A 23,749-nucleotide genomic window follows, 5' to 3' on the forward strand; every position below is an offset into this window, starting at 1 on the left:
CGGCCTCCCGCCCCCGCCCCGCGCCCCGCGCCACCCACCCACTCACTTCGGGGGCCGACACGCCAGATCGCGGCCGGATCCGTCGAAACGGTCCGACATGTGGCGTGTCGGCCCCCGAAGTGGAACGAGTCGAGACGCGACGAAACGCGACGCGACGAAACGCGACGAAACGCGCGAAACCCGGCGTCAGGCCACGAGACCCGCGGGCGCGATCCAGACCGTCGAATCCGCAGGCACCGCGCCGTCGACCACCGTGCCGAGCACGACGTCGCCGGCATCCGCGCCGAGGTCGAACGGCTCCGAGCCGAAGTTCGTCACGATCTGCCACCCGTTCGGTCGCGCGAAGCGCAGCACGTCGGCGCGCCCGGTCTCGATCCACTCCAGGGACTCCTCGGTCTGCAGCACGTGCCGCAGACGCAGCGCCTCGCGGTACAGCGTCAACGTCGACGTGGGGTCGCCGTCCTCGGCATCCACCGCGTACTCCGCGAACCACGCCGGCTGCGGCAGATGCGCCTCGCCCGCGCCGAACCCGAACGACGAGCCGGATGCGGTCCAGGGCAGCGGCACACGGCATCCGTCCCGTCCGAGTCCGTCGAAGTCCGCCCCGCGGAAGAACGACGGGTCCTGCCGCTGCTCCGGTGCGATCTCGGCGACCTCCTGCAGTCCGAGCTCCTCGCCTTGATAGAGATAGGTGCTGCCGGGAAGGCCGAGCAGCAGCAGCGTCGCGGCGTGCGCGCGGCGCAGGCCGAGCTCGCGGTCGAGCTGCTCGGCGGGCCCTCCGTCACGCACCCATTCCACGCCCTGTTTGACCCCTTCGCGCCCGGCGAGAGGGGCGAGGCCGTACCGAGTGGCGTGCCGTGTCACATCGTGGTTCGAGAGCACCCACGTCGTCGACGACCCGGTCGTGCGCGCCTGTGCGAGGTTGTCGGTGATGATCGTGCGGAACGACGGAGCGTCGAAATCGGCGACGAGCAGGTCGAAGTTGAACGCCTGCCCCAGCCCCTCCGCCGAGGCGTAGCGGGCGCGGCGTTCCGGCGTCGACACCCACGCCTCGGCCACGGCCGTGCGGGGCGGGTCGTACTCGTCGAACACCCGACGCCACTCGGCGTACACCTCGTGCACGTCGTCGCGGTCGTGCAGCGGGTGGTTGCCGTCGTGCGGCAGGGCGTCGAGCTCAGCGCGATTCGGCAGCGGCTCACTGAGGTCCTTCGTGAGCATGTGGGCCACGTCGATGCGGAACCCGTCGACGCCGCGGTCCGACCAGAAGCGCAGGGTCTTCAGGAAGTCCGCGCGCACCTCCGGGTGATCCCAGTTGAAGTCGGGCTGCTCTGGGGCGAAGCTGTGCAGATACCACTGGCCGTCCTCGACGCGCTCCCACGCGGAGCCGCCGAACGCGGCGCCCCAGTCGGTGGGCGGCTCGGAGCCGTCGGGCCCGCTGCCCTCGCGGAAGATGTACCGCTCGCGCGCGGCCGATCCGCGGCCTGCGGCGAGCGCCTCCTGGAACCACTCGTGCAGGTCGGACGAGTGGTTGGGCACGATGTCGACCACGACGCGGATGCCGCGGGCGTGCAGCGCCGCGACCATGTCGTCGAAGTCGTCGAGCGTGCCCAGCCGCGGGTCGACGTCGCGGTAGTCGGCGACGTCGTAGCCGCCGTCGGCGAGCGCCGAGGGGTAGAACGGGCTCAGCCAGACGGCGTCGATCCCGAGTTCCGCGAGGTAGTCGGCGCGCGAGACGATGCCCGGGATGTCGCCCAGCCCGTCGCCGTTCGCGTCCGCGAAGCTGCGGGGGTAGATCTGGTACACGGTCGCCTGACGCCACCATGCGGCGGCATCCGACGGGTGCTCGTTGCGGGTCTCGGTGAGAGTCGCATCGGTCATAGCGGGGTGGTGCTCCTTCTTCTTCGTTGCGGTGGTGCGGTGGTGCGTTTCGTCTCGTCGCTGCGCTCCTCGCTCAACGACCGGGGACTCAGAGGTCGTTGAGCGAGCGCAGCGAGACGAAACGTCGTCAGCCCTTGACGGCGCCCTGCGTGACGCCCTCCATCACGAAGCGCTGCGTGAACAGGTACGCGAGGATCGCCGGGGCCATGGCCATGAGGTACGAGGCGAAGGCGACGTTGTAGTTGTTGCTGAACTGGTTCTGGAACAGGTTCTGCCGCACCGGCAGCGTCTGCAGCGCCGGATCGGAGATGATGAGCGACGGCATCATGAAGTCGTTCCACGCATACAGGAACGCGAAGATGCCGACCGTGGCGCTCATGGGGGCGAGCAGCGGGAAGATCAGCCTCCAGAAGGTCTGCCACGTGGTCGCGCCGTCGATGCGGGCGCTCTCCTCGAGCTCGATCGGGATCGACCGCAGGAACGCCGTGAACAGCAGCACGCTGAAGCTCAGCTGGAACATGGTGGCGAGGATGATCACGCCGAACGGGTTGTCGAGGCCGACGCGTCCGGTGAGCTGGATCTGCGGGAGAGCCACGACAGGGAACGGGATGAACATCGCGGCGAGCAGGTAGAAGAACGACCAGCGGAACAGCTTGCGGTCCCAGTTGCGCACGATCGCGTACGAGGCGAACGCCGCGAGCACGATCGTCGCGGCGACCGTCCCGGCCGTCACGAGCAGCGAGATCCCGGCGCCGACCGGGAACTTCGTGAGGTTCCACGCCTCGACGAACCCGTCGAGGCTGAAAGGGGCGGGGAACGAGAAGGCGTTGCCGTCGACGGCCTGGTTCGTGGTCTTGAACGCCATCGAGATCGTGACGTACAGCGGCAGCAGCACCGTGACGGCGCACAGGATGAGGATGATCGTGCCCGACCAGTTGACGCGCTCCATGCGGATGCGCGGCTTCTTGCCGGAGGCGGTGACGGTGGTGAGTGTCTGCGTCGACATCAGAGGGCGTTCCTTCCGCGGGTCAGCGAGAGCTGCAGCAGGGAGATGAGCACCGCGACGATGAAGAAGATCGTGGCGTTGGCCATCTGGTAGGCGTAGTCGCCGCCGTTGAAGCCGGCGATGATCGTCATGGCGACGCTGCGGGTCGCGGTGCCCGGTCCGCCGTTGGTGAGTCCGACGATGATGTCGTAGGCGTTGAGGAAGCCCTTGAACCCGAGGATCACGTTGATCACGACGTAGCCCGCGACGAGCGGCACCGTGATGCGCATGAGCTGCTGGGTCTTGCTCGCGCCGTCGATGCTCGCGGCCTCGTACACATCGCCCGGAACCGACAGGAGTCCGGCGATGTAGATCAGCAGCGTGCCGGGCGTCGCCTGCCACGCGGTGACGATCACGATCGCGACCCACGCGAGGTCGGGGTTCGCGAGCAGACTCGTCTCGAGCCACGGGATGCCGGTCGCGGCGCCCGCTGCGGGGATCGAGTTCGAGAACAGGAAGTTGAAGACGTAGGCGATGATGATGCCCGAGATCACCATCGGGATCACGAAGATCGTGCGGAGCCCGGTCTTGAAGCGGATGCGGGAGGTCAGCCCCACCGCGAGCATGAACGCGATCACAGTGACGACGATCACGGTCGCGATCGAGAAGCCGAACGTGAAGAGGTAGCTCTGCAGGATCGACGGGTCGCTGAACATCGCGATGTAGTTCGTGAGGCCGTTGAAGCTCCACTCGCCGATGCCGATCGAGTCGGTGAAGCTGAAGAAGATGCCCATGACGCCGGGGACCGTGATCGCCAGCGTGAACAGGATCAGCGTCGGCACGAGGAAGAAGTAGTAGATCGGCTCGACGCGACGGCGCTTGTGCAGCGTCCGCGGGGCGCCGGTGACGATCGCGGTCGTGTCGGTCGTCGGGGTGTTCGGCTTCGTGAGGTTCGACACCGCAGGTGCCGGGGTCGCGTTCGTCATGGCGTCGGCTCCTCTGCCTCGGCGTTGTCCTGCGTGGTGGGGATCGGCGCGCGGAACGCGATGCGCGCCCAGTCGGCGTCCATGGTGCGCAACGTCGAGTCGGGAGAGGCACCCAACACCATCGCCTGCACGTAGTTGTTCAGGGGCAGCGTCTTGGGCACGAGCACGGAGGGGCCCTGGTAGATCTGGCCGTTGTCGTAGTACTCGATCATTCCCTCGATGCGCGGGTCGTCGGGGGCCGGGGCATCCGTCGTCGGCGTGAAGCCGAGCTGGGATTCGTTGTACGCCTCGATGTTCTCGGGCAGGTAGAGGTACTCGAGGAAGTCGCGAGCGGCCTCCTGGTGACGCGACCCCTCGGGGATCATCGCGGCGAGGTCCATGTTCACGCGCACGCCGAGGTCGGCGGGGTCGTCGGTCATCGGCAGCGGGAACGTGCCGAGTGCGAGGTCGGGCGCGGTCTTCGCGATCTCGCTGAACGCCCACGGCCCCTGCAGGTACATCGCGGCCTCGCCCTTCGAGAACGCGAGGTTGCCGTCGCCGTAGCCGCGGCTCGCGGCATCCGTGTTCGTGTAGTCGTTCGCGAGCTGCATCATGCGGTCCATGGGCTCGGCGAAGTCCTTCTCGAACGAGACGGGCGAGTCGGCGCCGACGTCGGCGCCCTCGGTCGCCATCGCGTCGAAGAAGTCGATCACGTCGACCGAGCCGCCGGCCGAGTAGTCGTACCAGCCCTGGGCGACGGTCCAGTCGTCCTTGAACGTGGCGTAGAACGGGTCGATGCCCGCGGCCTTCAGCTGATCGCACACCGCGAGCAGCTCGTCCCAGGTGGTCGGGACCTCGAGGCCCTGCTGGGCGAAGATGTCCTTGTTGTAGATGACGGATGCCGCCATCACGGAGTACGGCAGAGCACTCGTGCGGCCTTCGCAGGAGCCGTACTGGTCCATGAGCGGGCCGAGATCGTCGCGGATGCCGGCGGCGGCCTCGGTGCCGGAGAGATCGGTGAGCGCGCAGCGCTGCACGAACCGGGCGACCTCGTAGTTGTAGTTGGCGAGCATGATGTCGGGTGGGTTGCCGCGCACGAAGCTGGCCGAGACGACGTCGACGCCCGAGGTGTCGATCTCGACCTTCACCTTGTCCTGCGAGGCGTTGTAGTCCGCGACCAGCTGGGTCATGAACTCGATGGCCTCGCGCTTGCTGAAGGTGAAGCGGATGGTCTCGGCGCCGCCCGCCGAGGAGCAGGCCGTGAGCGATGCGCCGACGAGCGCGAGCGTGGCTACCCCGGCTGCGATGCGCGCCGGGCGTGGGGATCTGTCAGACACCGTCGTCCTTTCATCCTGTAAATCACACGACTAAATCTAGTGAGCGAATTTACTTCGATGAGGGGTACTCTCTCATCTGAACGAGAGTGAGGTCAAGACCCGTGGCAGAATCCAGCGCCGGACTCGGCACCGGACGCGCGAGCGTCAGCGCGGTGCTCGACTTCGCCTGGACCGCGGGCGAGTTCACGGCCACCGAGGTCATGGCCGGCACCTCGCTGACCCGGTCGACCGCGATCGATGCGATCGACACCCTCGTGGGAGCGACCGTGCTGCGCGAGCTCCCCAACGCGCGCGCCGCCGGCAGCTACCGGTCAGGGCGCCCCGCCCGGCGCTTCCGGCTCGCCGACGACCTCGGGGTCGTGATCGGAGTGGATGCCGGAGACACCCACCTGGCCGTCACGATCGCCGACCCGATCGACCGCACCCTCGTGCACCACCGCACCGATCTCGATCCGACGCAGACCGCAGGCGAGCGGCGGGCGACGATCCTCGGGCAGATGGACGAGGCCCTCGCCGAGGCGGGCGTCACGCGCGACGCCGTGCTCGCGATCTGTGCGGGCGTCGCGGCGCCCGTCAACCGCGCCGGCGTCTCACCCCCGCATCCCGACGGCTTCTGGGAACGCACGAACCCCGGGCTCGCCGCCGCCCTCGCCGAATGGGCGCCGATCGTCGACGTCAAGAACGACGCGCAGCTCGCCGCGGTCGCGGAAGGCTCGTCGGGCGCCGCGATCGGATGCCGCGACTATGTCGCCCTCCTGGCGAGCGAGCGCTTCGGCGGCGGGGTGGTGGTCGACGGACACGTGCTGCACGGAGCGCACGGCGGTGTCGGCGAGGGCATCGTCTTCGACCACATCATCGGCGTGGGATCGGCCTTCGGCCTCAGCCACACCCTGCCCGCGCAGGTGCGCGCCGCCGTCGACGCCGGGGAGATCGACCACGACACCGCGATCGGTCGCCTCGCCGACGCCGACCGCATCGACCCTCGGGTCGTGCTCACGGCCGCAGCCTCGGGAGATGCGGATGCACTGCTCGTGACCGGTCGCGTGGGTGCGACGCTCGCTCGCGTGGTCGGCGTGCTGGGCAGCATGTACGACCCGGCGCGCGTGATCGTGTGCGGCGCCGTCGCCGAGAGCATCGAGCCCGTGCTCGCCGCGGCCCGCGAGGTGCTGCCCAGCCAGCTGCACCTCCCCGCGCCCGAGATCCTCGCCTCGACGCTCGGCGCCGAAGTCGTCACGATCGGCGCCGTCACGACCGCCCGCCGCGCGGCCAGGGAGGTCGCCGTGCCACGGCTGGCGGAGCGCCGGCTCGCCGCGCGGGCGTAGCCGTGACCGAGCCGCGGCTCTCCCCCTCCTCTCTCGAGCTGCTGCTCGACCCCGAAGCCGAGGCGGCCGTGCGCGCGGAGTGGGAGGCGCTCGCCGCACTCGGTGTGTCGAGCCTCGCGCGGCACACCGCTGCCAGCAACCGCCCGCACGTGACGCTCGTCGTGCGCATCGACCTGCCCGTACCCGACGCCGGAGTCTTCACCGACCTCCGCGCGGTGCCGATCACACTGGGCGCCCCCGTGCTGTTCGGCTCCGGAGACAGGCGGGTGCTGGCCCGCAGCGTCGTGCCCAGCGCAGAACTGCTCGAGTTCCACCGGGCGGTGCACGCGGCGGTCGGGCCGGGCGAGGATGCGCCGCACACCGCACCCGGTTCGTGGACCCCGCACGTCACCCTCGCGCGCCGGCTCCGCGTCGCGGATCTTCCGACCGCGCTCGACGTCGTCGGCGGCGACATCCCCACGCACGCCCGGGCCCTCCGGCATTGGGCCCCTGAGACCGCGACCGTCACCACGGTGACGGAGCGGCGCGCATGAGGTCACGGAGGTCATTGCCGTAGGAGAAGCGTGGCGCCTCGGCTCGTGCGACTGCGCGGGCCGCTGCGTTCACCGCCGCGTCGGACGGTTCGCCCTGCGGCCTCCGGATGCGACCCTCGCTCTCGACAAGCATCGGCCGACTCTGCAAGGGTGGGGAAATGCGAGGGCGAAGTACGGAATCGGTGCTCGGGTGGGTAAGCCTCACCTTCGCGGTCGTTCTGGCCATCCTCTGCGTTGTGCTGCTGGTCACCGGGGGCGCGAACGGCGGTCTCTGGTTCACAGTCGTCGCGATGGTGATCCTCGCCACGACGAGCATCATCCGGCTCGTCAGCGTTCACCGCCGTACGCAACGGAACGACTGACTGCCCCGGCTCCGGTACCTCGGAACGGCGGATCGTGAGGACTTCGTCGGCCAGCTTGACCCGCGAGCAGAGCGGGCTGTGGTCATGTCTCTCGCCCGTGCAGCTCTGGCAGTAGCAGGGCGCTGCCGATCCGCATGGGCGGACTCGACCACTCGTTCGAGCTGCGCCCGGATGGCGCCCCCGATCCCGAGAGCGGCACGCGCGTCTCGGAGAACGTCTACGCGGACTGATCCGCGGCGTCGCTTCGCGACGACGCCGCGGGCTCCTGCGCCCAGGAGGCGAGCAGGCGCAGCCGCTCGGCGGAGGGCGAGCCGGGTTCGGCGGTGTAGATGAGCATGACCTGGCCGGGCTCGGCGGTGATGGCGAGCTCCTCGTAGACCAGGGTCAGCTCGCCGACGACCGGATGCCGGAACCGCTTCTGCCCGGCGCCGTGCGTGCGCACATCATGCGCGGCCCAGAGTGTGCGGAAGAGGTCGCTGCGGGTCGACAGCTCGCCGACCAGGTCCTGGATGCCCTTGTCGTGCGGGTCCCGACCGGCCTCCGCGCGGATGACGGCGACGCACATCTCGGCGAACCGCTCCCAGTCGGGGTAGAACTCGTGTGCGGCCGGGTCGAGGAACTGGAAGCGGGCGAGGTTCGGCATGCGTCCGCCGTCGCCGATGACCGGCGAGTAGAACGCGCGCCCCAGCGCATTGGTCGCGATGAGGTTCTGCCGCTGGTCGCGCACGACACCGACGGCATCCGTGAGGGAGTCCAGCGCCCACTGCAGACTCGGTCGCACCTCCGCAGGACGTGACGCGCGTCGACGCGCACGACCCGATGAGGGGATGCCGTCGGCTGCACGCGCGAGATCGAGCAGGTGCGCGTGCTCGGCATCCGTGAGCTGCAGCGCGCCGGAGATCGCATCGAGAACCGAAGCGGATGCTCCGGCGATCGCGCCCCGCTCGATCTTGGCGTAGTACTCGACCGAGAGGCCGGCGAGCAGCGCGACCTCGCTGCGGCGCAGGCCCGCGACGCGGCGGTTGGTCCCCGCCGGCAGCCCAGCCGCCTCGGTGGTGAGGCGAGCGCGCCTGGTCATCAGGAACTCGCGCACCTCGGATCGGTTGTCCATGATCTCAGGGTAGGCGCGCGCGTCGCGGCGAGGGGTGCCCTGTCGGTACACGTCTCATCAGGGCCTCCCGCGACGCGTGCGAGAGGCGAAGACTGGGGCCATGACCGCCGTTCCCGTCGATCCCCCTCTGCGCAGAGCGCTGCCATCGCTGCTGCTCGTCCTCACCGTCTTCGGGCCGATCTCGATGGATCTGTACCTTCCGGCGCTGCCCGCGCTCACGCGGGAGCTCGGGGCGACGACCTCCGTCGCGCAGCTGACGGTGACCGCCTGCCTCATCGGACTCGCGGCAGGACAGCTGGTCGCCGGCCCGCTCTCCGACCGGTTCGGGCGCAGTCGCGTCCTGTTCATCGGCATCCTCGGCTACATCGCGACGTCAATGCTGTGCGCGCTGAGCCCGAGCGTGGAGGTGCTCATCGTCGCCCGTCTCGCACAGGGCCTCGCCGGCGGAGCGGGCATCGTCATCGCGAACGCCGCGGGGCGCGACGTGTTCTCGGGCGGCCGGTTGATCCGGTTCTACGGCCGGCTGACCGTCGTGGGAGGGTTCGCGGCCATCGTCGGCCCGCTTCTCGGGGGCGTGCTCACGACCTTCACCGACTGGCGCGGACTCTTCGTCTCCCTGGCGGCCGCGGGCGTCGGCATCCTCATCGCCACCCTCGCCGTGTTCCGTGAGACGCTTCCCGTCGATCAGCGCACCACGGGGGGCTTCAGTCATACAGTGCGGGACTTCCGCGCGCTCGTCGCGGATCGCGTGTTCCTCGGCGCCGTCCTGAACCAGGGCTTCCTCTACGCGGCGCTGTTCGCCTATCTGGCGGGCGCGACGTTCGTGCTCCAGGACATCTACGGACTGTCACCGCAGTGGTACGCCGCCGCTTTCGGGCTCAACTCCGCGGGCTTCATGGTCTTCGGCTATCTCGCCGGACGGTCCGCGGAACGGTGGTCGATCGGCGGCACCCTCGCTGTCGGGATCGTCGTGGCCGCCGTCGGCGCGCTCGCCCTTCTCCTCGCAGGGTTCACACCTCTTCCGCTCTGGGCGGTCGTGGCGGCGCTCTTCACGCTGGCGAGCGGCGTGGCCATGACCTCGCCCCCGGCGACGACCCTGGCGCTGCAGGGATATCCGCAGCTGGCCGGCACGGCATCCTCCCTGCTCGGCATGGCGCGGTTCGGCTTCGGCGGCGTCGCCGCACCCTTCGTAGGAATCGCCGGAGCGCTCAGCATCCTCCCCCTGGGCATCGTGACGACCACGACGACCCTGTTGGCCGCGGCGTCCTGCCTCCTCATCGCCCGAGCGCGGCGGACGGCGGATGAGTCCGCCCCCGCGCTCGCACCCCTCCCCTGACCCCCAGAGAAAGGACACCACCATGCGTGGAGTCATGCTGTACGCACCCGGCGATGTGCGCGTCGAGGACCGGAACGATCCCGTCATCCTCGAACCCACCGACGCCATCATCCGTCTCGCGGCGACCTGCATCTGCGGGTCCGACCTGTGGCCCTATCGAGGGGCCGAGGATCTCTCCGGCGCCCCGCAGCCCATGGGCCACGAGTACGTCGGCGTCGTCGCCGAGATCGGCGCCGATGTCACGACCGTGAAGGTCGGCGACTTCGTCGTCGGGAGCTTCTTCACCTCGGACAACACGTGCGAGATCTGCCGCGCCGGCTACCAGTCGCACTGCGTGCACCGCACGCCCATCGGGGCCGAGGGCACGCAGGCCGAGCTCGCCCGCATCCCGAACGCCGACGGCACGCTCGTCGCCACTCCCGGCCAGCCCGAACCCGACCTGATCCCGGCCCTGCTCGCGGCCTCCGACGTGCTCGGCACCGGCTGGTTCGCCGCCGTCGCCGCCGAAGTCGGACCGGGTAAGACCGTGGCCGTCGTCGGCGACGGAGCGGTCGGTCTGCTCGGCATCCTGGCCGCGAAGCAGCTCGGCGCCGAACGGATCATCGCGATGTCGCGCCACGCCGATCGGCAGGAGTTGGCGCGACGCTTCGGTGCGACCGACATCGTCGAGGAACGCGGCGACGAGGGCGTGGCGCGCATCAAGGAGCTCACCGACGGGCTCGGCGCGCACTCCGTGATCGAAGCGGTCGGCACGCAGGAGTCGATGCAGCAGGCCGTCCGGGCGACCCGGGCCGGCGGGCACGTCGGATTCGTCGGCGTCTCGCACGACGTCGCACTCGACGGCACCGAGCTGTTCTTCTCCGGGGTGCACCTGCACGGCGGCCCCGCGCCCGTGCGGCGGTTCCTCCCCGAGCTGATCCGGCTCATCTGGGACCGCGAGATCGACCCGGGCGTGGTCTTCGACCTCACGCTGCCGCTCGAGCAGGCCGCCGAGGGCTACACCGCCATGGACCAGCGCACCGCCACCAAGGTGCTGCTCACCGTCTGAGCCGGATGCGGGGCGGCCGGCGCTCCGGTCGCCCCCGCACCATCCTTGAGGAGGAAAGCATGAACATCGAACCCGCCGTGCCGACCGCCAAGAACCCGCCGGAGCAGTTCGTCGGCGACGTCTGGGTCGACCGCGTCGCCGCGCCGCACGAGGACGATCAGCGGATGACGGTCGCCATCGTCCGCTTCGCACCCGGCGCCCGCACCGCATGGCACTCCCACGCCCGAGGCCAGTACCTGCGCGTCACGCAGGGCGTGGCCCGCTTCGGCACGCGCGACGGTCAGATCATCGAGGTGCATCCCGGCGAGACGCTCTACACCCCGCCCGGGCAGGATCACTGGCATGCCTCCGCCGACGGCACGTTCATGGAGCACATCGCGATGCTCGAGAACGGCGACGACCCCGCGACGACCACCGTGTGGAAGGAGCACATCACGGACGAGGAGTACGAGGGGGTGGTCGGTCGATGACCGGCTGGACCGGCGGCGAGCGCGCGATCGGAGACATCGCCCCCACCCTCGCCCATTACACCGACAAGGTCCTGTTCGACGAGGTGTGGGCACGCCCCGGGCTCTCCCGCCGCGACCGGAGCCTCGCAACGGTCTCCGCACTGGTGACGCTCGGCGCGACAGACCAGCTCCGGTTCCACCTCGGCTATGCCCGCGACAACGGCGTCACCGAGGAGGAGCTCATCGAGACGATCACGCACCTCGCGTTCTACTCCGGGTGGCCGCGCGCGATGGCCGCCGTCTCAGTTGCGCGCGAGGTGTTCGTCGACTAGCCCTCACATCACTCCACGAGCAGTGCGGGCTCCTCCAGCACGCTCGCGACATCCGCGATGAAGCGGCTCATGCCGTCGCCGTCGATCACCCGATGATCGAACGACCCGGCCACCGTGGTCACCCACCGAGGGCGCACTTCGCCGTCGACGACCCACGGCTTCTGGCTGATGGTTCCCATCGCCACGATGCCCGACTCCCCCGGGTTGATGATCGGCGTCCCGGCATCCATCCCGAACACCCCGATGTTGGTGATCGTGATGGTGCCGTGCTGCTGGTCGGCGACCGGCGTCTTGCCCTCGCGCGCCGTGAGCGTCAGGCGGTTCAGGGCGCGGGCGAGGTCCTTCATGCTGAGGTCCTGAGCGTCCTTGATGTTCGGCACGAGCAGACCGCGCGGCGTCGCCGCGGCGATGCCGAGGTTCACGTAGTGGCGCACCGCGATCTCGGCGCCGTTCTCGGTGTCGACCCACGCGGCATTCACGAGCGGGGTGCGACGAGCGGCCCAGATCACGGCGCGCGCCATGATGAGCAGCGGCGAGACGCGGATGTCGGCGTAGTCGGGCGAGGCCTTGAGCCGCTTGACGAGCTCCATCGTGCGGCTCGCGTCGATCTCCTTCCACACCGTGACGTGCGGCGCGGAGTACGCGCTCTGCACCATGGCCGACGACGTCGCCTTGCGCACGCCCTTGACCGGGATCGACTCGATGCGGTCATCGGATGCCGGGGCCAGCCCCCGCGCGAGACCGGCGGACTGCGACTGCGGGGCCGGCACGGTCTCCTCGCGCACATCGCCCCACTCGGGGGTCTGGATGTTGCGGAACACGCTGGCCTGTTCGGCGTGCTTCACGACGTCGTCGCGCGTGACCTCGCCGTCGGCACCGGTCGGCGTCACCGTCGTGAGGTCGACACCGAGGTCGCGGGCGAGCTTGCGGATCGGCGGCTTCGCGATCACGCCCACCGAGGAGCGCACGGGCCGCTCGGCCGGGCGCTTGCGCCGCGAGGTCGCTCCCCCACCGGAGCCGTAGCCGACGAGCACGGATCCGCCGCCCTCCTCGGGCGCCGGCGCCTCGGCGGTCGCGATCACTCCCGGGCCGGCGTCGTCACGAGCATCCGTCACGAAGGTGATGATCGGCGAGCCGACCTCGACCGTCGCGCCCTCCGCGACGAGGAGCTCGCCGACGACGCCGGCGTGCGGAGAGGGCAGCTCGACGAGCGACTTGGCCGTCTCGATCTCGCAGATCACGTCGTTGATCGCGACCGTGTCTCCGGGAGCGACCTTCCACGCCACGATCTCGGCCTCGGTCAGGCCCTCGCCGACGTCGGGGAGGGTGAAGTTCTGCGTGCTCATGCTTGATCCTCTCGTGCACGGGGTTCACAACTCCGGAGAAACTCGCTCGCACCGGCGTTCCCGGCCCTGAGTGGGGCCAGCCTCGCCGCGATCTCCGGAGTTGTGAACATGAGACGGCTGTGTCAGTAGGCCAGGGAACGGTCGACGGCCTCGAGGATGCGGTCGGCATCCGGGAGGTAGGCGCCCTCGAGCTTGGCGGGCGGGAACGGGGTGTCGTACCCCGAGACGCGCAGCACCGGGGCTTCGAGCGCGTAGAAGGCGCGCTCCATGACCGTGGCCGCGACCTCGCTGCCGATGCTCGTGTGCCCCTGCGCCTCCTGCGCGTAGACCATGCGTCCGGTCTTGCGCACCGAGTTCAGGATCGGCTCGTAGTCGATCGGCGACAGCGAGCGCACGTCGACGACCTCGCAGCTCGTGCCCTCGGACTCGGCGAGCGCGGCCGCCTGCAGCAGCGTCGTCACCATGGCGCCGTGGCCCACGAGGGTCACATCCGATCCGGTGCGCACGACGCGGGAGGCATGCAGCGGCGCGGCGGAGGCGTCGAGTTCGACCTCGCCCTTGGGCCAGTAGCGGCTCTTGGGCTCCATGAAGATCACGGGGTCGTTCGAGGCGATCGCCTCCTGGATCATCCAGTACGCGTCGTTCGGCGTCGACGGCGACACGACCCGCAGACCGGGCGTGTGAGCGAAGTACGCCTCAGGGCTCTCCTGGTGGTGCTCGACCGCGCCGATGTGTCCGCCGTACGGGATGCGGATCACGATCGGCAGGCTGAGCGCGCCCTCGTGCCGGTTGGTGAGCTTGGCGAGCTGCGTCGTGATCTGGTCGAACGCCGGGAACACGAAGCCGTCGAACTGGATCTCGACCACCGGACGGAACCCGGCCATCGCGAGGCCGATCGCCGTGCCCACGATGCCCGACTCCGCGAGCGGGGTGTCGAGCACGCGCTTGTCGCCGAAGTCGCGCTGCAGGTGCTCGGTCACGCGGAAGACGCCGCCGAGCTTGCCTATGTCCTCGCCCATGAGCAGGACCTTGTCGTCGTCCTCCATGGCCTTGCGGAGCCCGGCGTTGAGCGCCTTGCTGAACGGCATCGTCTCGAGAGTCATCTCAGTTCCCTCCCTCGAGCGACGCCTCGTACCGGGCGCGCCACGCCTTCTGCTCGTCGATCAGCGGATGCGGGTCGCTGTAGACGAAGTCGAACATCTTGTCGGCGCTGGGCGGCCCGAGCTCGACCGTGCGAGCGCGGAGGTCTTCGGCGGCGTCGGCCGCCTCGGCATCCGCGTCGGCGAAGAACTGCCCCGAGGCGCCGCGGTTCTCGAGGAACGCCCGCAGCCGCACGATCGGGTCGCGCAGCGCCCACGACTCCTCCTCGTCGGAGCCGCGATACTTCGTGGGGTCGTCGCTCGTAGTGTGCGCGCCGAGCCGGTACGTGACGGCCTCGATCGCCCGCGGGCCGAGTCCGCTGCGCGCCTCGTCGAGGGCCACGCGCGAGACGGCGTAGCTCGCGAGCACGTCGTTGCCGTCGACGCGCACGCTGGGGATGCCGTAACCGGCGCTGCGCTCGACGAGCGGCACTCGCGACTGCGTCTCGACGGGGACCGAGATCGCCCAGTGGTTGTTCTGCAGGAAGAACACGGTCGGGGCCTGGTAGCTGGCCGCGAAGACCATGGCCTCGTGCACGTCTCCCTGGCTGGAGGCGCCGTCGCCGTAGTAGACGATCACGGCCTCGTCCTTCTCGGGGTCGCCCGTGCCGCTGCGTCCGTCGAAGTTCAGGCCCATCGCGTAGCCGGCGGCGTGCAGGGTCTGCGATCCGAGCACGAGCGTGTACAGACGCGTGTTGCCGTTCTTCGGATCCGTCGGGTCCCAGCCGCCGTGCGAGACGCCGCGCATGAGCTTGATGATGTCGAGCGGGTCGACGCCGCGGATGCGGGTGACGACGTGCTCGCGGTACGAGGGGAAGATCGTGTCCTGCGCGCGGGCGGCCCGGGCCGAGCCGACCTGCGCGGCCTCCTGTCCACGGCTCGGCGGCCACAGCGCGAGCTGCCCCTGTCGCTGGAGGTTCGTCGCCTGGGTGTCGATCGCACGGATGCTCACCATGTCGCGGTAGAACTGCTCGAGCTCCGCGTCGCTGATCGCTTCGATCAGGGGCAGATACTGCTCGGCAGACGCGCTGGGCGCGAAGCGCCCGTCGGCATCCAGAACACGCACGAGGGGGGTCTCGGAGGTACTCACGCGCTCCACGCTACCCGCGGCCGCATGCCAGGTCACGCATACCTAGGACGTCCTCGTATCTGCCGGGAATCCGGAGAAAAGGCCGGTCAGCGCGAGTCGAGATGCCGTCAGCGCAGCGTGGCGGCGACCGCGAGCACCCGGTCGATCGACTGCTCCTCGCCCACCGAGATGCGGATGCCGTCGCCCGGGAACGGACGTACCACCAGGTCGTTCTCGACGAACGCCGACGCCGCGGCCTCGGTCTGCTCTCCCGTGGGCAGCCAGACGAAGTTGGCCTGCGAGTCGGGCACGTTCCACCCCTGCGCGCGGAGGCCCGCGATCAGGCGTGTGCGCCGCTCGACGATCACCGCGACGCGTTCGAGCAGCTCTGCTTCGGCGTCGAGGCTGGCGATCGCGGCGTTCTCGGCCGCCGAGGTGACCGACAGCGGGATGCCGGTGGTCCGCGCCGCGTCGAGCACCTTCTCGTGACCGATCGCGTAGCCGACGCGGAGACCCGCGAGCCCGTACGCCTTGGAGAACGTGCGCAGGATGACGACGTTCGGGTGCGCCTCGAACACGCGCTCGGCGAGACCGTCGACCGCGTCGGGAGCGGTGACGAACTCGGCGTAGGCCTCGTCGAGGATTACGAGGACGTCGGAGGGGACCCGCTCGATGAACGCCTCGAACTCGGCGGAGGTGATGATCGGGCCCGTCGGGTTGTTGGGGGTGCAGAGGATGACCGCGCGCGTGCGCTCGGTCACGGCATCCGCCATCGCGTCGAGGTCGTGACGGGACTCGCCCGTGAGCGGCACCGGGACGCCGGTCGCGCCCGCGACGAGCGGCAGGCTGGGGTACGCCTCGAAGGAACGCCACGCGTAGACGACCTCGTCGCCGACCGATGCGGTCGCGAGGATCAGCTGGTGCAGGATCGACACGCTGCCCGCGGCGACGTGCACCTCGTCGGCCGCCACGCCGTAGCGCTCGCCGAGCCGCTCGCGCAGCCGCAGTGCCGTCGCGTCGGGGTACCGGTTGATCGGCGTGATGCGCTGCAGCGCCTCGACGACCGAGGGCAGCGGCTCGAACGGGTTCTCGTTGCTCGACAGCTTGAACGCCTCGGGTCCCGCCTGCTTGCCCTGACGGTAGGGCGGGAGCGAGGCGATGGCAGGACGGATGCGGGGCAGGATCGGGTCGGTCACACGTCCACTCTAGGATCAGCCGCGCACTCTCAGCCAGGATGCCCTGGCGGGCGCACCCCGGCGGTAGTACCATTCTGGTATGGCTATGAATCTGCGGCTTCCGGCGGAACTCGACGCACAGCTCGAGGAGATCGCCCGCGCCCGCCATACGTCCAAGCACGCGGTGATCATCGAGGCCGCTGCTCGCTTCGCGCAGACCGAATCGAAGACCGAGCGGGTGCTCTCGCTCGCCGACGAGATCACGGTGCGCTACGCGGACACGCTCACGCGCCTCGAAGACGCCTGAGCGGTGACGGAGTACATCGAGCCGGAACAGGCTCTCGCCGTCATCGCGAAGCTCGGCCTGCACGTCCGCGACGAAGGTCTGCTCTTCTCCGCCCTGGCACGGCCGTCCGCCGGGATGTTCGGGGTCGATGCGTACCCGACCTTCGAAGGCAAAGCCGCAGCGCTCATCAGCTCGCTGGCTCAGAATCACTCCCTGTTCGACGGGAACAAGCGGATCTCCCTGATTCTGACCTTCATCTTCATCCGCCTGAACGGATTCGAACTGACCTTCACGAACGATGAAGCGTTCGACTTCGTGCTCGACGTCGCGCAGAGCCGGATCGATCTGGAGCAGACCGCGGCGATCATCGCCGCACACATCCGTTGACAGCCTGACCGGTCCGCCCGCCACACTCCTGCACATCCCCGCACGCGCGTGCGAGACTGGCCTGACCATGCGTTTCATCATCCGAGTCATCGTCAACGCGTTCGCCCTCTGGGTGGTCACGCTGATCCCCGTACTGCAGGTCACGATCACGGCGTTCCCGCCCGCCGAGACCCTGCAGCTCGTGCTGACGCTTCTCGCGGTGGCCGCGATCTTCGCCCTCGTGAACACGATCATCGGCACGATCGTGAAGATCGTCGCGTTCCCGCTGTACATCATCACCTTCGGTCTGATCGGATTCGTGATCAACGGGTTCCTGCTGTGGCTCACGGCGTGGATCACGAGCGGCTTCGGCTGGGGTCTCAGCGTCGGCCACTTCTGGTGGGGCGTCGTCGCCGCGCTGATCATCTCGATCATCAACGGCATCTTCGGCTTCATCCTGCGTCCGCAGAACAAGCGCTCACGCCGCGACTGACCCTCCCTCCCTCTAGTCGGAGCGCTCGACGCGCTCGGCGCGGAACTCTGTCCGCTCGATCACCTCGGCCTCGTCGAGGTGCTCCCAGACGGTGTCGAGTTCCTTGATGCGCGGATCGCCCGAGGCTTCGGCCTCCTCGGCGAGGTCCACGTACGAGGTGAGGTGATGGGGATCGCCCGCGTCGTTCCACGTGAATCCCGGGTCATACTCCCGCGTGATCGCGATGCTGTCGGAAGACCCGGTGCCGCCGGGCGAACCCCCGCCCGACAGCGCCCGCACGCCGTCATCCGAGTGCCCCAGGGTCACGAGCGTCTGGCCCTCGCCCAGCGTCGGATCGACCGGACTCCCGGCGGTGACGACGAGCGGCACCTCATAGCCGCCCTGCATCGCGAGACGGGTCGCGATCGCACCGCCCTGCGAATGGGCCACGATCTGCACCTGATCACCGGGCCGTGCGCCGGCCGCCTCGAGGGCGGCGACCGTCGAGGCGTACGACGCCGACATCCGCCCCGAGTAGAGCTCCGCGTTCGACTTCATGTCCCAGGGGTCGCGTCCGCCGTAGTCCTGCGGCATGAACGTCTGCGTGCCCTTGATGTAGACCACGTACGACGTGGCCCCGCCCGCGAACGAGTACTTCTCCACCGCGACCTGCGCACCGCGCTGCCCGGGGATCCGTTGCAGGGCCCCGGCGAGTCCGGCCGGCGCCGAGCCCGGGGCGGACGACCTCACGGGTGCGACGACGACCGGCTCGGCGGCGCCGTGCAGCACCGCGCCCCGGGGCACCACACCGAGACCCGCACCGCCGCCGATGAGCGCGAGCGGGAGGAACGCCGGACCGACGAGACCCCACAGGGGCCACTGCGTGCCCAGTCCTTCGAAGCGTTCCGCCCGCCACTGCGCGACCAGCCCCTCGGCCAGGCCCGGGATACGCCCGTCCGCGTCTTCCAGCCGCCGCATCGCCTCGCGGGCGTCGCGCCCCGCCTCGCCCTGTCCACTCATGAGCGACTCCACCTTCAGCTCCACGTACTCGAACACATCGGCCATGAGCAGAGTGCCGTCGACCGCACCCCGGCACTCGTCGTGCAGCGCGCGAACGCGCTCGCCGAGCGACCAGAGCCCGACCAGATCGAGGTGCGCGCTGAGCCCCGGCGTGTCGACCACGTGCTCGTACGCCCGCTCGATCACGGTGCTCGCCCGCTGGTAGTTCATCGCGACCGCCTCCAGACGGGCGCCGATGCGCCGGAGGTCGTCGGGATCGACCGAGATCGCACCGCCGTGGTCGATGCCGAGGCCGCTCACGCGGGGACCCTCTGCAGCTCGCTCACCCGGTCGGCGAGCCCCGCGCTCGCGGCCCGCGTGCGAGAGAGCAGCTCCTGGATCGTCTCCTGCAGGGCCTCGACGCCATCCGAGCGCCACTGCGAATCGGCGCGCACAGCGATGAGCACCGGCGCCGCGTCGTCGAGTTCGGCACCGGCGGCGCGGAGCAGCGCGAGCGCATGCAGCACGGCCCACGCGGGCGGAGAGGACAGGGGCTCGGCGATCGGAGAGAGGAGCAGCATGGCGACAGCATCCTCGGATCAGGCGTCCCGATGGCGCGCTCGGCAGCGTCCGAGCCGCACATCGTGCACGCCCGCGTGCGATCGCCGATTGTGCAGTGCGAGTCGCCCGGGTCGCCCGGCGTCGCGCGAACGGCCCTCGACGGGCAGAATGGTCGAGTGACATCCCCGGATCCCTTCCGCGTGATCTTCGTGTGCACGGGGAACATCTGCCGCTCTCCGATGGCGGAGGTCGTCTTCCGCGATCTCGCCGAGCGGCAGGGACTCGGTGCGCGCATCGTCTCGCGCAGCGCCGGCACGGGCGACTGGCACCTCGGCGAGCGCGCGGACCATCGCACGATCGACGCCCTCACGCGTCGCGGCTACGACGGATCGCAGCACCGCGCCAAGCAGTTCACGTTCGCGTCGTTCAGCGACAACGACCTCGTCGTCGCGCTGGACCGCACGCACGAGCGCAACCTGCGCGAGTGGGCACGCGACGAAGACGAGGAGGGCAAGGTCGCCCTGCTGCTCGCCTTCGACCCCGCCGCGCCCTCCCTCGACGTGCCCGACCCGTACTACGCCGGAGCCGAGATGTTCGATTCGGTGCTCGGTATGATTGAGGCGGCGACCCGCGGGCTGTTCCGCCAGCTCGAGCCGGCTCTTCGCCAGCCCCGCTCGCCCCGAGGGATCGGGGCCCGATCAGGAGGACTCCCCTGACTTTCACGCCCTCGCTCCCGCCGCAGCCCCTGAGCCCCCTCGACGGTCGCTACCGTAGCGCCGTCACCGGTCTCGCCGACTTCCTCTCGGAGGCCGGACTCAACCGGGCGCGGGTCGAGGTCGAGGTCGAGTGGCTGATCGCCCTCACCGACCGCTCGCTGTTCGAGACGACCCCGCTCTCGGATGCCGAGAAGCAGAGCCTCCGTGCCCTCTACCGCGACTTCGGCCAGGCCGAGATCGACTGGCTCGCCGAGAAGGAGGCCGTCACGCAGCACGACGTGAAGGCCATCGAGTACCTGGTCCGTGACCGCCTGTCCTCGCTGGGCCTCGACCGCATCGCCGAGCTCACGCACTTCGCCTGCACGAGCGAGGACATCAACTCCGCCTCCTACGCGCTCACCGTCAAGCGCGCGGTCGAGGAGGTCTGGCTCCCGGCCCTCGACACCGTGATCGCGAAGCTGCGCGAGCTCGCCGCCGAGCACGCCGACGCGGCCATGCTGTCACGCACGCACGGACAGCCCGCGACGCCGTCGACCATGGGCAAGGAGCTCGCGGTCTTCGCATGGCGTCTCGAGCGCGTGCGTGGCCAGATCGCCGCGAACGACTACCTCGCCAAGTTCTCGGGAGCCACCGGCACCTGGTCGGCGCATCTCTCGGCCGACCCCGACGCCGACTGGCCGACCATCGCCCGCGAGTACATCGAGGGGCTGGGGCTGGGATTCAACCTCCTGACGACGCAGATCGAGTCGCACGACTGGCAGGTCGAGCTGTACGACCGCGTGCGTCACGCCGGCGGCATCCTGCACAACCTCGCGACCGACATCTGGACGTACATCTCGCTCGGCTACTTCGCGCAGATCCCCGTCGCCGGCGCGACCGGGTCGTCGACCATGCCGCACAAGATCAACCCGATCCGCTTCGAGAACGCCGAGGCGAACCTCGAGATCTCGGGCGCCCTGCTCGCCTCGCTCGGCCAGACGCTCGTCACGAGCCGCCTGCAGCGCGACCTCACCGACTCGACCACGCAGCGCAACATCGGCGTCGCGTTCGGGCACTCGCTGCTCGCGCTCGACAACCTGCGCCGCGGCCTGAACGCGATCTCGCTGCGCCGCGACGTGCTGCTCGCCGACCTCGACGTGAACTGGGAGGTGCTCGCCGAGGCGATCCAGACCGTCATCCGCGCCGAGGTCGTCGCCGGCCGCTCCACCATCCGGGACCCGTACGCGCTGCTCAAGGAGCTGACCCGCGGACACCGAGTGGGCGCGGCCGACCTCGCCGCCTTCGTCGAGGGACTCGAGATCGGGGATGCCGCCAAGCAGCGCCTCCTCGCCCTCACCCCCGCCACGTACACGGGCATCGCCGAACAGCTGGCGAAGTAGCGGTCAGGCCCCGGTCGCCCCGGAGCGCGCGGCGCCGGAGTCGCGCGGCATGAACGCCGCCGCGAGCAGCGTGAGCCCGGCCACGATCGCCGCGGCGACGAAGACCCAGAACGAGGCGTCGACGATGGTCGCGGGGTCGCCAGGCCCCGCACCGCGGGCGATCACGGCGTTCGAGATCGCCCCGAATACGGCGACGCCGAGCGCGCTTCCCGCCGACCGCGCGAACGCGTTCATGCCGGTCACCGCGCCGCGCTCGCCCCAGCCGACCGCGGCCTGAGCGGCGATCAGCGTCGGCGCGGCACTCCACCCGAGGCCGAATCCGAGCACGAAGGCCACCGCGGCGACCACGATCGGGTTCGGCCACGGAGACACCGCCGCGAGGGCGATCGCCGCGACCGTCGCGATCACGAGTCCGGTGAGCGCCGTGCGGCGGAAGCCGATGCGCAGGTACAGACGCCCGGCGTTCGCGGCGGCGAGCGGCCATCCGAGCGTGAGCGCCGCCACCGCGAGACCCGACAGCAGCGGGGCGATGCCGATCGACCCCTCGAGGTAGGCGGGAGCGAAGCTCGTGACACCCGTGAGCAGTGCGCCGATGCCGAGCGACACGATGGTGGTCGTGAGGATGAGCGGACGTGCGGCGAGCCGCAGATCGACGATCGGCTCGGCGGCGCGGCGCTCCACGACCGCGAACACGACGAGCGCCGCGACGCCCACGCCGAAGCACACGGCGCTGGGGAGGGAGATCCAGTCCCAGGCGTTGCCGCCCTCCAGCATCCCGAGGATGAGTCCCGTCAGCCCGACCGTGAGCAGCGCCGCGCCCAGGTAGTCGATCCGATGCCGTTGCGGTTCGACCTTCTCGTGGTACCTGCGCAGCAGCATCCATGCCGCGATGAGACACAGCGGGATGTTGACCCAGAAGATCCAGCGCCAGGCGTCGAGCTGGGCGAAGATGCCGCCGAGTGCCGGACCGACGACCGATGAGATCGCCCAGACCGAGGCGATGTAGCCCTGCACCTTGGCGCGTTCGGCGACCGAGTAGATGTCGCCGACGATGGTCATCGACATGGGGGCGACGGCACCGGCGCCGAGGCCCTGGACGACACGGAAGACGATGAGAGCGGTCATGCTCCACGCGAACCCCGACAGCACGGATCCGAGCAGGAACAGTCCGATGCCGAGCAGGATGATGGGTTTGCGCCCGACAGTGTCGGCGAACCGTGAGTAGATGGGCACACTGACGGCCTGCGCGAGCAGGTACACCGAGAACAGCCACGGGAACTGCTGGTAGCTGCCGAGATCGCGCACGATGCTGGGCACTGCGGTCGCGAGGATGGTGGCGTCGATCGCGATCAATCCGGTCGACAGCATGAGCGCGCCGAGCACCGGTCCGCGCTCGGATCGGAGTCCGATGGAGGCGCGGTCGACGGATGCTGTCACTCTGAGGACAAGCCGATCGGTGCTCGGGCTATTCCGGCCGATCCGCCGGGATCAGGACGAGGCGGAGGTGCCGGGGGTCTCGGAGTCGGCGTCGTCTGCGGGCTCGGGGTCGTAGAGCACCGGCCGGTCGACGGTCTTGGTGACGTCGGCGGGGTCGACTACGAGGATGAGCATCGCGAGGAACAGGAGCGTCACGATGAACGCGCCGCCGCCGACGACGAGGCCCAGCGCGATGGGCGTGAGCCCGTCGTATGTGCCGTTCGCGATCGCCGAGTTCACGCGGGCGGTGAAGGCGCCGGTCGACACGAGCGTGACGATCGCCGCGAACACGCCGCAGCCGAGGGCGATGCCGAGCAGATGCAGCGGGCGAAGGATGTCGCGCCGGGTGGGCTTGTCGTCGCTCATCGGTCGCCTCCCTGCTCGACGGGAGCGGATGCCGGGGCGGCGGCCTCGCGGCGCTGCGGCGAGAGCCCGGCGATCCCGAGGAACACCGCGACGATGGCCGCGTAACCGCCGAACATGCCGACGCCGAGGATGATGCCGGTGAGCTCGAACTCGCCCGCGCCCTGGATGGCGTACGGCTGCACGAACCCTGCGGGGATCGCGATCAGCAGGAGCGCGAGGAGCAGACCGAAGGCGCCGACCGTGATGGCGTCGCGGGCCTCCGCACCGCCCGTGCGGCGTGCGCGGAGCCCGACGATGAGCTCGACGAGGCCGGTCGTCGCGGCCCAGGCGATCACCACGATGAAGAAGAGGTCCTCGGTGCGGAATTCCGGGAATCCGGCGGTCATGCCTGCGGCGGCGCCGAGGATCGCGAGGACCACCCACGACCAGCGCTCACCGGCGGGGAACACGAGCCAGACGGCGAGGAAGAGCACGAGGGACGTCGCGATGGCGAACCCGCTGAACACGGAGAGGCCCACAGCGGCGGAGTGGTCGGGAGAGAACGTGATCATCACGGCTGCGGCGGCGGCGAAGAGCGCGCGCATCAGTTGGACGTGGCGCGCGGTGAACGCGCGGGCAGGGGCAGACATGACGATCCAGAGTCCTCCGGGGTGTTCCCCCCAGTCTACGCGGGGGCGCGGGATGCTCGAACGCGCAGCCGCAGGCCGGCGACGATCGACACCGGACGTGTTCGTGGGGCCT

The 23,749-nt window shown here is 69.9% G+C and carries 26 protein-coding genes; 12 read left to right on the forward strand and 14 right to left on the reverse strand.

All coding sequences use genetic code 11. The annotated features are described in order from the left end of the window. Window positions 1–186: 186 nt before the first annotated feature. The 4 genes from ACIPYT_RS03745 to ACIPYT_RS03760 all read right to left on the reverse strand — a co-directional run bounded on the left by ACIPYT_RS03745 (window position 187) and on the right by ACIPYT_RS03760 (window position 5,165). Window positions 187–1,878, reverse strand: coding sequence for a glycoside hydrolase family 13 protein (locus ACIPYT_RS03745; RefSeq protein ID WP_401070767.1), 1,692 nt, complete (start codon window positions 1,876–1,878; stop codon window positions 187–189). Between the two features lie 127 nt (window positions 1,879–2,005). After that, window positions 2,006–2,884 carry a carbohydrate ABC transporter permease gene (locus tag ACIPYT_RS03750; protein WP_401070769.1) on the reverse strand — a complete coding sequence of 293 codons (879 nt, stop codon included), beginning with the start codon at window positions 2,882–2,884 and terminating at the stop codon, window positions 2,006–2,008. Then, complete coding sequence (locus ACIPYT_RS03755; RefSeq protein WP_401070771.1) at window positions 2,884–3,849, reverse strand: carbohydrate ABC transporter permease; 966 nt, start codon at window positions 3,847–3,849, stop codon at window positions 2,884–2,886. Before ACIPYT_RS03755 ends, ACIPYT_RS03750 begins: the two co-directional genes overlap by 1 nt. After that, window positions 3,846–5,165, reverse strand: a complete 1,320-nt coding sequence (locus ACIPYT_RS03760; protein ID WP_401070773.1) for an ABC transporter substrate-binding protein — start codon at window positions 5,163–5,165, stop codon at window positions 3,846–3,848. The genes ACIPYT_RS03755 and ACIPYT_RS03760 overlap by 4 nt, the downstream gene beginning before the upstream one ends. 101 nt (window positions 5,166–5,266) lie before the next feature. Here ACIPYT_RS03760 and ACIPYT_RS03765 point away from each other — a divergent pair, with 101 nt between their 5' ends. The 3 genes from ACIPYT_RS03765 to ACIPYT_RS03775 all read left to right on the forward strand — a co-directional run bounded on the left by ACIPYT_RS03765 (window position 5,267) and on the right by ACIPYT_RS03775 (window position 7,382). Then, window positions 5,267–6,487 (forward strand): ROK family protein, encoded by a 1,221-nt coding sequence (locus ACIPYT_RS03765; protein ID WP_401070775.1) that lies wholly within the window; start codon window positions 5,267–5,269, stop codon window positions 6,485–6,487. Window positions 6,488–6,489: 2 nt separating this feature from the next. Then, complete coding sequence (locus tag ACIPYT_RS03770; RefSeq protein WP_401070777.1) at window positions 6,490–7,020, forward strand: 2'-5' RNA ligase family protein; 531 nt, start codon at window positions 6,490–6,492, stop codon at window positions 7,018–7,020. Between the two features lie 158 nt (window positions 7,021–7,178). Beyond that, a complete protein-coding gene (locus ACIPYT_RS03775) occupies window positions 7,179–7,382 on the forward strand; it encodes a hypothetical protein (RefSeq protein WP_401070778.1) in 204 nt (67 codons plus the stop codon). Between the two features lie 217 nt (window positions 7,383–7,599). On the opposite strand, the gene ACIPYT_RS03780 is transcribed toward ACIPYT_RS03775, so the two are convergent. Further along, window positions 7,600–8,493, reverse strand: a complete 894-nt coding sequence (locus ACIPYT_RS03780; protein ID WP_401070780.1) for a helix-turn-helix domain-containing protein — start codon at window positions 8,491–8,493, stop codon at window positions 7,600–7,602. 100 nt (window positions 8,494–8,593) lie between these two features. Between ACIPYT_RS03780 and ACIPYT_RS03785 the strand changes: the two genes are divergently transcribed. From ACIPYT_RS03785 to ACIPYT_RS03800, 4 genes are read left to right on the forward strand one after another with little or no spacing between them, the layout of a single operon-like run. Next, window positions 8,594–9,829, forward strand: coding sequence for a multidrug effflux MFS transporter (locus tag ACIPYT_RS03785; RefSeq protein WP_401070782.1), 1,236 nt, complete (start codon window positions 8,594–8,596; stop codon window positions 9,827–9,829). A gap of 22 nt (window positions 9,830–9,851) precedes the next feature. Then, the gene (locus tag ACIPYT_RS03790; RefSeq protein WP_401070784.1) at window positions 9,852–10,877 is read left to right on the forward strand and encodes a zinc-dependent alcohol dehydrogenase family protein; all 1,026 of its coding nucleotides are present in this window, start codon (window positions 9,852–9,854) and stop codon (window positions 10,875–10,877) included. A 59-nt stretch (window positions 10,878–10,936) separates the two neighbouring features. Further along, a complete protein-coding gene (locus ACIPYT_RS03795) occupies window positions 10,937–11,347 on the forward strand; it encodes a cupin domain-containing protein (RefSeq protein ID WP_401070786.1) in 411 nt (136 codons plus the stop codon). Continuing rightward, window positions 11,344–11,658 (forward strand): carboxymuconolactone decarboxylase family protein, encoded by a 315-nt coding sequence (locus ACIPYT_RS03800; RefSeq protein ID WP_401070788.1) that lies wholly within the window; start codon window positions 11,344–11,346, stop codon window positions 11,656–11,658. Before ACIPYT_RS03795 ends, ACIPYT_RS03800 begins: the two co-directional genes overlap by 4 nt. 8 nt (window positions 11,659–11,666) lie before the next feature. Here ACIPYT_RS03800 and ACIPYT_RS03805 read toward each other — a convergent pair whose 3' ends face one another. The 4 genes from ACIPYT_RS03805 to ACIPYT_RS03820 all read right to left on the reverse strand — a co-directional run bounded on the left by ACIPYT_RS03805 (window position 11,667) and on the right by ACIPYT_RS03820 (window position 16,408). Further along, on the reverse strand, window positions 11,667–13,004 hold the full coding sequence (locus ACIPYT_RS03805) for a dihydrolipoamide acetyltransferase family protein (protein WP_401070789.1): 1,338 nt from the start codon (window positions 13,002–13,004) through the stop codon (window positions 11,667–11,669). A 122-nt stretch (window positions 13,005–13,126) separates the two neighbouring features. Further along, on the reverse strand, window positions 13,127–14,107 hold the full coding sequence (locus tag ACIPYT_RS03810) for an alpha-ketoacid dehydrogenase subunit beta (RefSeq protein ID WP_401070791.1): 981 nt from the start codon (window positions 14,105–14,107) through the stop codon (window positions 13,127–13,129). 1 nt (window position 14,108) lies between these two features. Next, on the reverse strand, window positions 14,109–15,233 hold the full coding sequence (locus tag ACIPYT_RS03815; protein ID WP_401070793.1) for a thiamine pyrophosphate-dependent dehydrogenase E1 component subunit alpha: 1,125 nt from the start codon (window positions 15,231–15,233) through the stop codon (window positions 14,109–14,111). A gap of 107 nt (window positions 15,234–15,340) precedes the next feature. Beyond that, window positions 15,341–16,408, reverse strand: coding sequence for a histidinol-phosphate transaminase (locus tag ACIPYT_RS03820; protein WP_401070795.1), 1,068 nt, complete (start codon window positions 16,406–16,408; stop codon window positions 15,341–15,343). 79 nt (window positions 16,409–16,487) lie between these two features. Between ACIPYT_RS03820 and ACIPYT_RS03825 the strand changes: the two genes are divergently transcribed. The 3 genes from ACIPYT_RS03825 to ACIPYT_RS03835 all read left to right on the forward strand — a co-directional run bounded on the left by ACIPYT_RS03825 (window position 16,488) and on the right by ACIPYT_RS03835 (window position 17,532). Beyond that, on the forward strand, window positions 16,488–16,694 hold the full coding sequence (locus ACIPYT_RS03825) for a ribbon-helix-helix protein, CopG family (protein WP_401070797.1): 207 nt from the start codon (window positions 16,488–16,490) through the stop codon (window positions 16,692–16,694). A 3-nt stretch (window positions 16,695–16,697) separates the two neighbouring features. Next, complete coding sequence (locus ACIPYT_RS03830; protein WP_401070798.1) at window positions 16,698–17,060, forward strand: type II toxin-antitoxin system death-on-curing family toxin; 363 nt, start codon at window positions 16,698–16,700, stop codon at window positions 17,058–17,060. Between the two features lie 67 nt (window positions 17,061–17,127). Further along, window positions 17,128–17,532, forward strand: a complete 405-nt coding sequence (locus ACIPYT_RS03835; protein ID WP_401070800.1) for a phage holin family protein — start codon at window positions 17,128–17,130, stop codon at window positions 17,530–17,532. A gap of 12 nt (window positions 17,533–17,544) precedes the next feature. Here the strand turns inward: ACIPYT_RS03835 and ACIPYT_RS03840 are convergent, their stop codons facing one another. Both ACIPYT_RS03840 and ACIPYT_RS03845 read right to left on the reverse strand, forming a co-directional pair. Then, window positions 17,545–18,831 carry a hypothetical protein gene (locus tag ACIPYT_RS03840; protein WP_401070802.1) on the reverse strand — a complete coding sequence of 429 codons (1,287 nt, stop codon included), beginning with the start codon at window positions 18,829–18,831 and terminating at the stop codon, window positions 17,545–17,547. Then, window positions 18,828–19,091, reverse strand: a complete 264-nt coding sequence (locus ACIPYT_RS03845) for a hypothetical protein (RefSeq protein WP_401070804.1) — start codon at window positions 19,089–19,091, stop codon at window positions 18,828–18,830. The genes ACIPYT_RS03840 and ACIPYT_RS03845 overlap by 4 nt, the downstream gene beginning before the upstream one ends. Before the next feature lie 156 nt (window positions 19,092–19,247). Here ACIPYT_RS03845 and ACIPYT_RS03850 point away from each other — a divergent pair, with 156 nt between their 5' ends. Both ACIPYT_RS03850 and purB read left to right on the forward strand, forming a co-directional pair. Next, window positions 19,248–19,787, forward strand: coding sequence for a low molecular weight protein-tyrosine-phosphatase (locus tag ACIPYT_RS03850; RefSeq protein WP_401070806.1), 540 nt, complete (start codon window positions 19,248–19,250; stop codon window positions 19,785–19,787). Beyond that, window positions 19,784–21,166, forward strand: coding sequence for an adenylosuccinate lyase (gene purB, locus ACIPYT_RS03855; RefSeq protein WP_401074734.1), 1,383 nt, complete (start codon window positions 19,784–19,786; stop codon window positions 21,164–21,166). The genes ACIPYT_RS03850 and purB overlap by 4 nt, the downstream gene beginning before the upstream one ends. Window positions 21,167–21,169: 3 nt before the next feature. Here the strand turns inward: purB and ACIPYT_RS03860 are convergent, their stop codons facing one another. From ACIPYT_RS03860 to ACIPYT_RS03870, 3 genes are read right to left on the reverse strand one after another with little or no spacing between them, the layout of a single operon-like run. Next, complete coding sequence (locus tag ACIPYT_RS03860) at window positions 21,170–22,603, reverse strand: MFS transporter (RefSeq protein WP_401070808.1); 1,434 nt, start codon at window positions 22,601–22,603, stop codon at window positions 21,170–21,172. A gap of 51 nt (window positions 22,604–22,654) precedes the next feature. Continuing rightward, the gene (locus ACIPYT_RS03865; protein ID WP_401070810.1) at window positions 22,655–23,008 is read right to left on the reverse strand and encodes a hypothetical protein; all 354 of its coding nucleotides are present in this window, start codon (window positions 23,006–23,008) and stop codon (window positions 22,655–22,657) included. After that, the gene (locus ACIPYT_RS03870) at window positions 23,005–23,637 is read right to left on the reverse strand and encodes an acyl-CoA synthetase (protein ID WP_401070812.1); all 633 of its coding nucleotides are present in this window, start codon (window positions 23,635–23,637) and stop codon (window positions 23,005–23,007) included. The genes ACIPYT_RS03865 and ACIPYT_RS03870 overlap by 4 nt, the downstream gene beginning before the upstream one ends. Window positions 23,638–23,749 lie beyond the last annotated feature (112 nt).

Source organism: Microbacterium sp. NPDC089695, from assembly GCF_044749085.1.
Taxonomy (GTDB): domain Bacteria; phylum Actinomycetota; class Actinomycetes; order Actinomycetales; family Microbacteriaceae; genus Microbacterium.

What these genes read in the sequence shown, in the direction of transcription:
- ACIPYT_RS03745 (WP_401070767.1), bottom strand. Translation starts at nt 1,878, where the DNA reads ATGACCGATGCGACTCTCACCGAGACCCGCAACGAGCACCCGTCGGAT.
- ACIPYT_RS03865 (WP_401070810.1), bottom strand. Translation starts at nt 23,008, where the DNA reads ATGAGCGACGACAAGCCCACCCGGCGCGACATCCTTCGCCCGCTGCAT.
- ACIPYT_RS03795 (WP_401070786.1), top strand. Translation starts at nt 10,937, where the DNA reads ATGAACATCGAACCCGCCGTGCCGACCGCCAAGAACCCGCCGGAGCAG.
- ACIPYT_RS03750 (WP_401070769.1), bottom strand. Translation starts at nt 2,884, where the DNA reads ATGTCGACGCAGACACTCACCACCGTCACCGCCTCCGGCAAGAAGCCG.
- ACIPYT_RS03785 (WP_401070782.1), top strand. Translation starts at nt 8,594, where the DNA reads ATGACCGCCGTTCCCGTCGATCCCCCTCTGCGCAGAGCGCTGCCATCG.
- ACIPYT_RS03870 (WP_401070812.1), bottom strand. Translation starts at nt 23,637, where the DNA reads ATGTCTGCCCCTGCCCGCGCGTTCACCGCGCGCCACGTCCAACTGATG.
- ACIPYT_RS03825 (WP_401070797.1), top strand. Translation starts at nt 16,488, where the DNA reads ATGGCTATGAATCTGCGGCTTCCGGCGGAACTCGACGCACAGCTCGAG.
- ACIPYT_RS03810 (WP_401070791.1), bottom strand. Translation starts at nt 14,107, where the DNA reads ATGACTCTCGAGACGATGCCGTTCAGCAAGGCGCTCAACGCCGGGCTC.
- ACIPYT_RS03790 (WP_401070784.1), top strand. Translation starts at nt 9,852, where the DNA reads ATGCGTGGAGTCATGCTGTACGCACCCGGCGATGTGCGCGTCGAGGAC.
- ACIPYT_RS03845 (WP_401070804.1), bottom strand. Translation starts at nt 19,091, where the DNA reads ATGCTGCTCCTCTCTCCGATCGCCGAGCCCCTGTCCTCTCCGCCCGCG.
- ACIPYT_RS03805 (WP_401070789.1), bottom strand. Translation starts at nt 13,004, where the DNA reads ATGAGCACGCAGAACTTCACCCTCCCCGACGTCGGCGAGGGCCTGACC.
- ACIPYT_RS03800 (WP_401070788.1), top strand. Translation starts at nt 11,344, where the DNA reads ATGACCGGCTGGACCGGCGGCGAGCGCGCGATCGGAGACATCGCCCCC.
- ACIPYT_RS03780 (WP_401070780.1), bottom strand. Translation starts at nt 8,493, where the DNA reads ATGGACAACCGATCCGAGGTGCGCGAGTTCCTGATGACCAGGCGCGCT.
- ACIPYT_RS03755 (WP_401070771.1), bottom strand. Translation starts at nt 3,849, where the DNA reads ATGACGAACGCGACCCCGGCACCTGCGGTGTCGAACCTCACGAAGCCG.
- ACIPYT_RS03775 (WP_401070778.1), top strand. Translation starts at nt 7,179, where the DNA reads ATGCGAGGGCGAAGTACGGAATCGGTGCTCGGGTGGGTAAGCCTCACC.
- ACIPYT_RS03835 (WP_401070800.1), top strand. Translation starts at nt 17,128, where the DNA reads ATGCGTTTCATCATCCGAGTCATCGTCAACGCGTTCGCCCTCTGGGTG.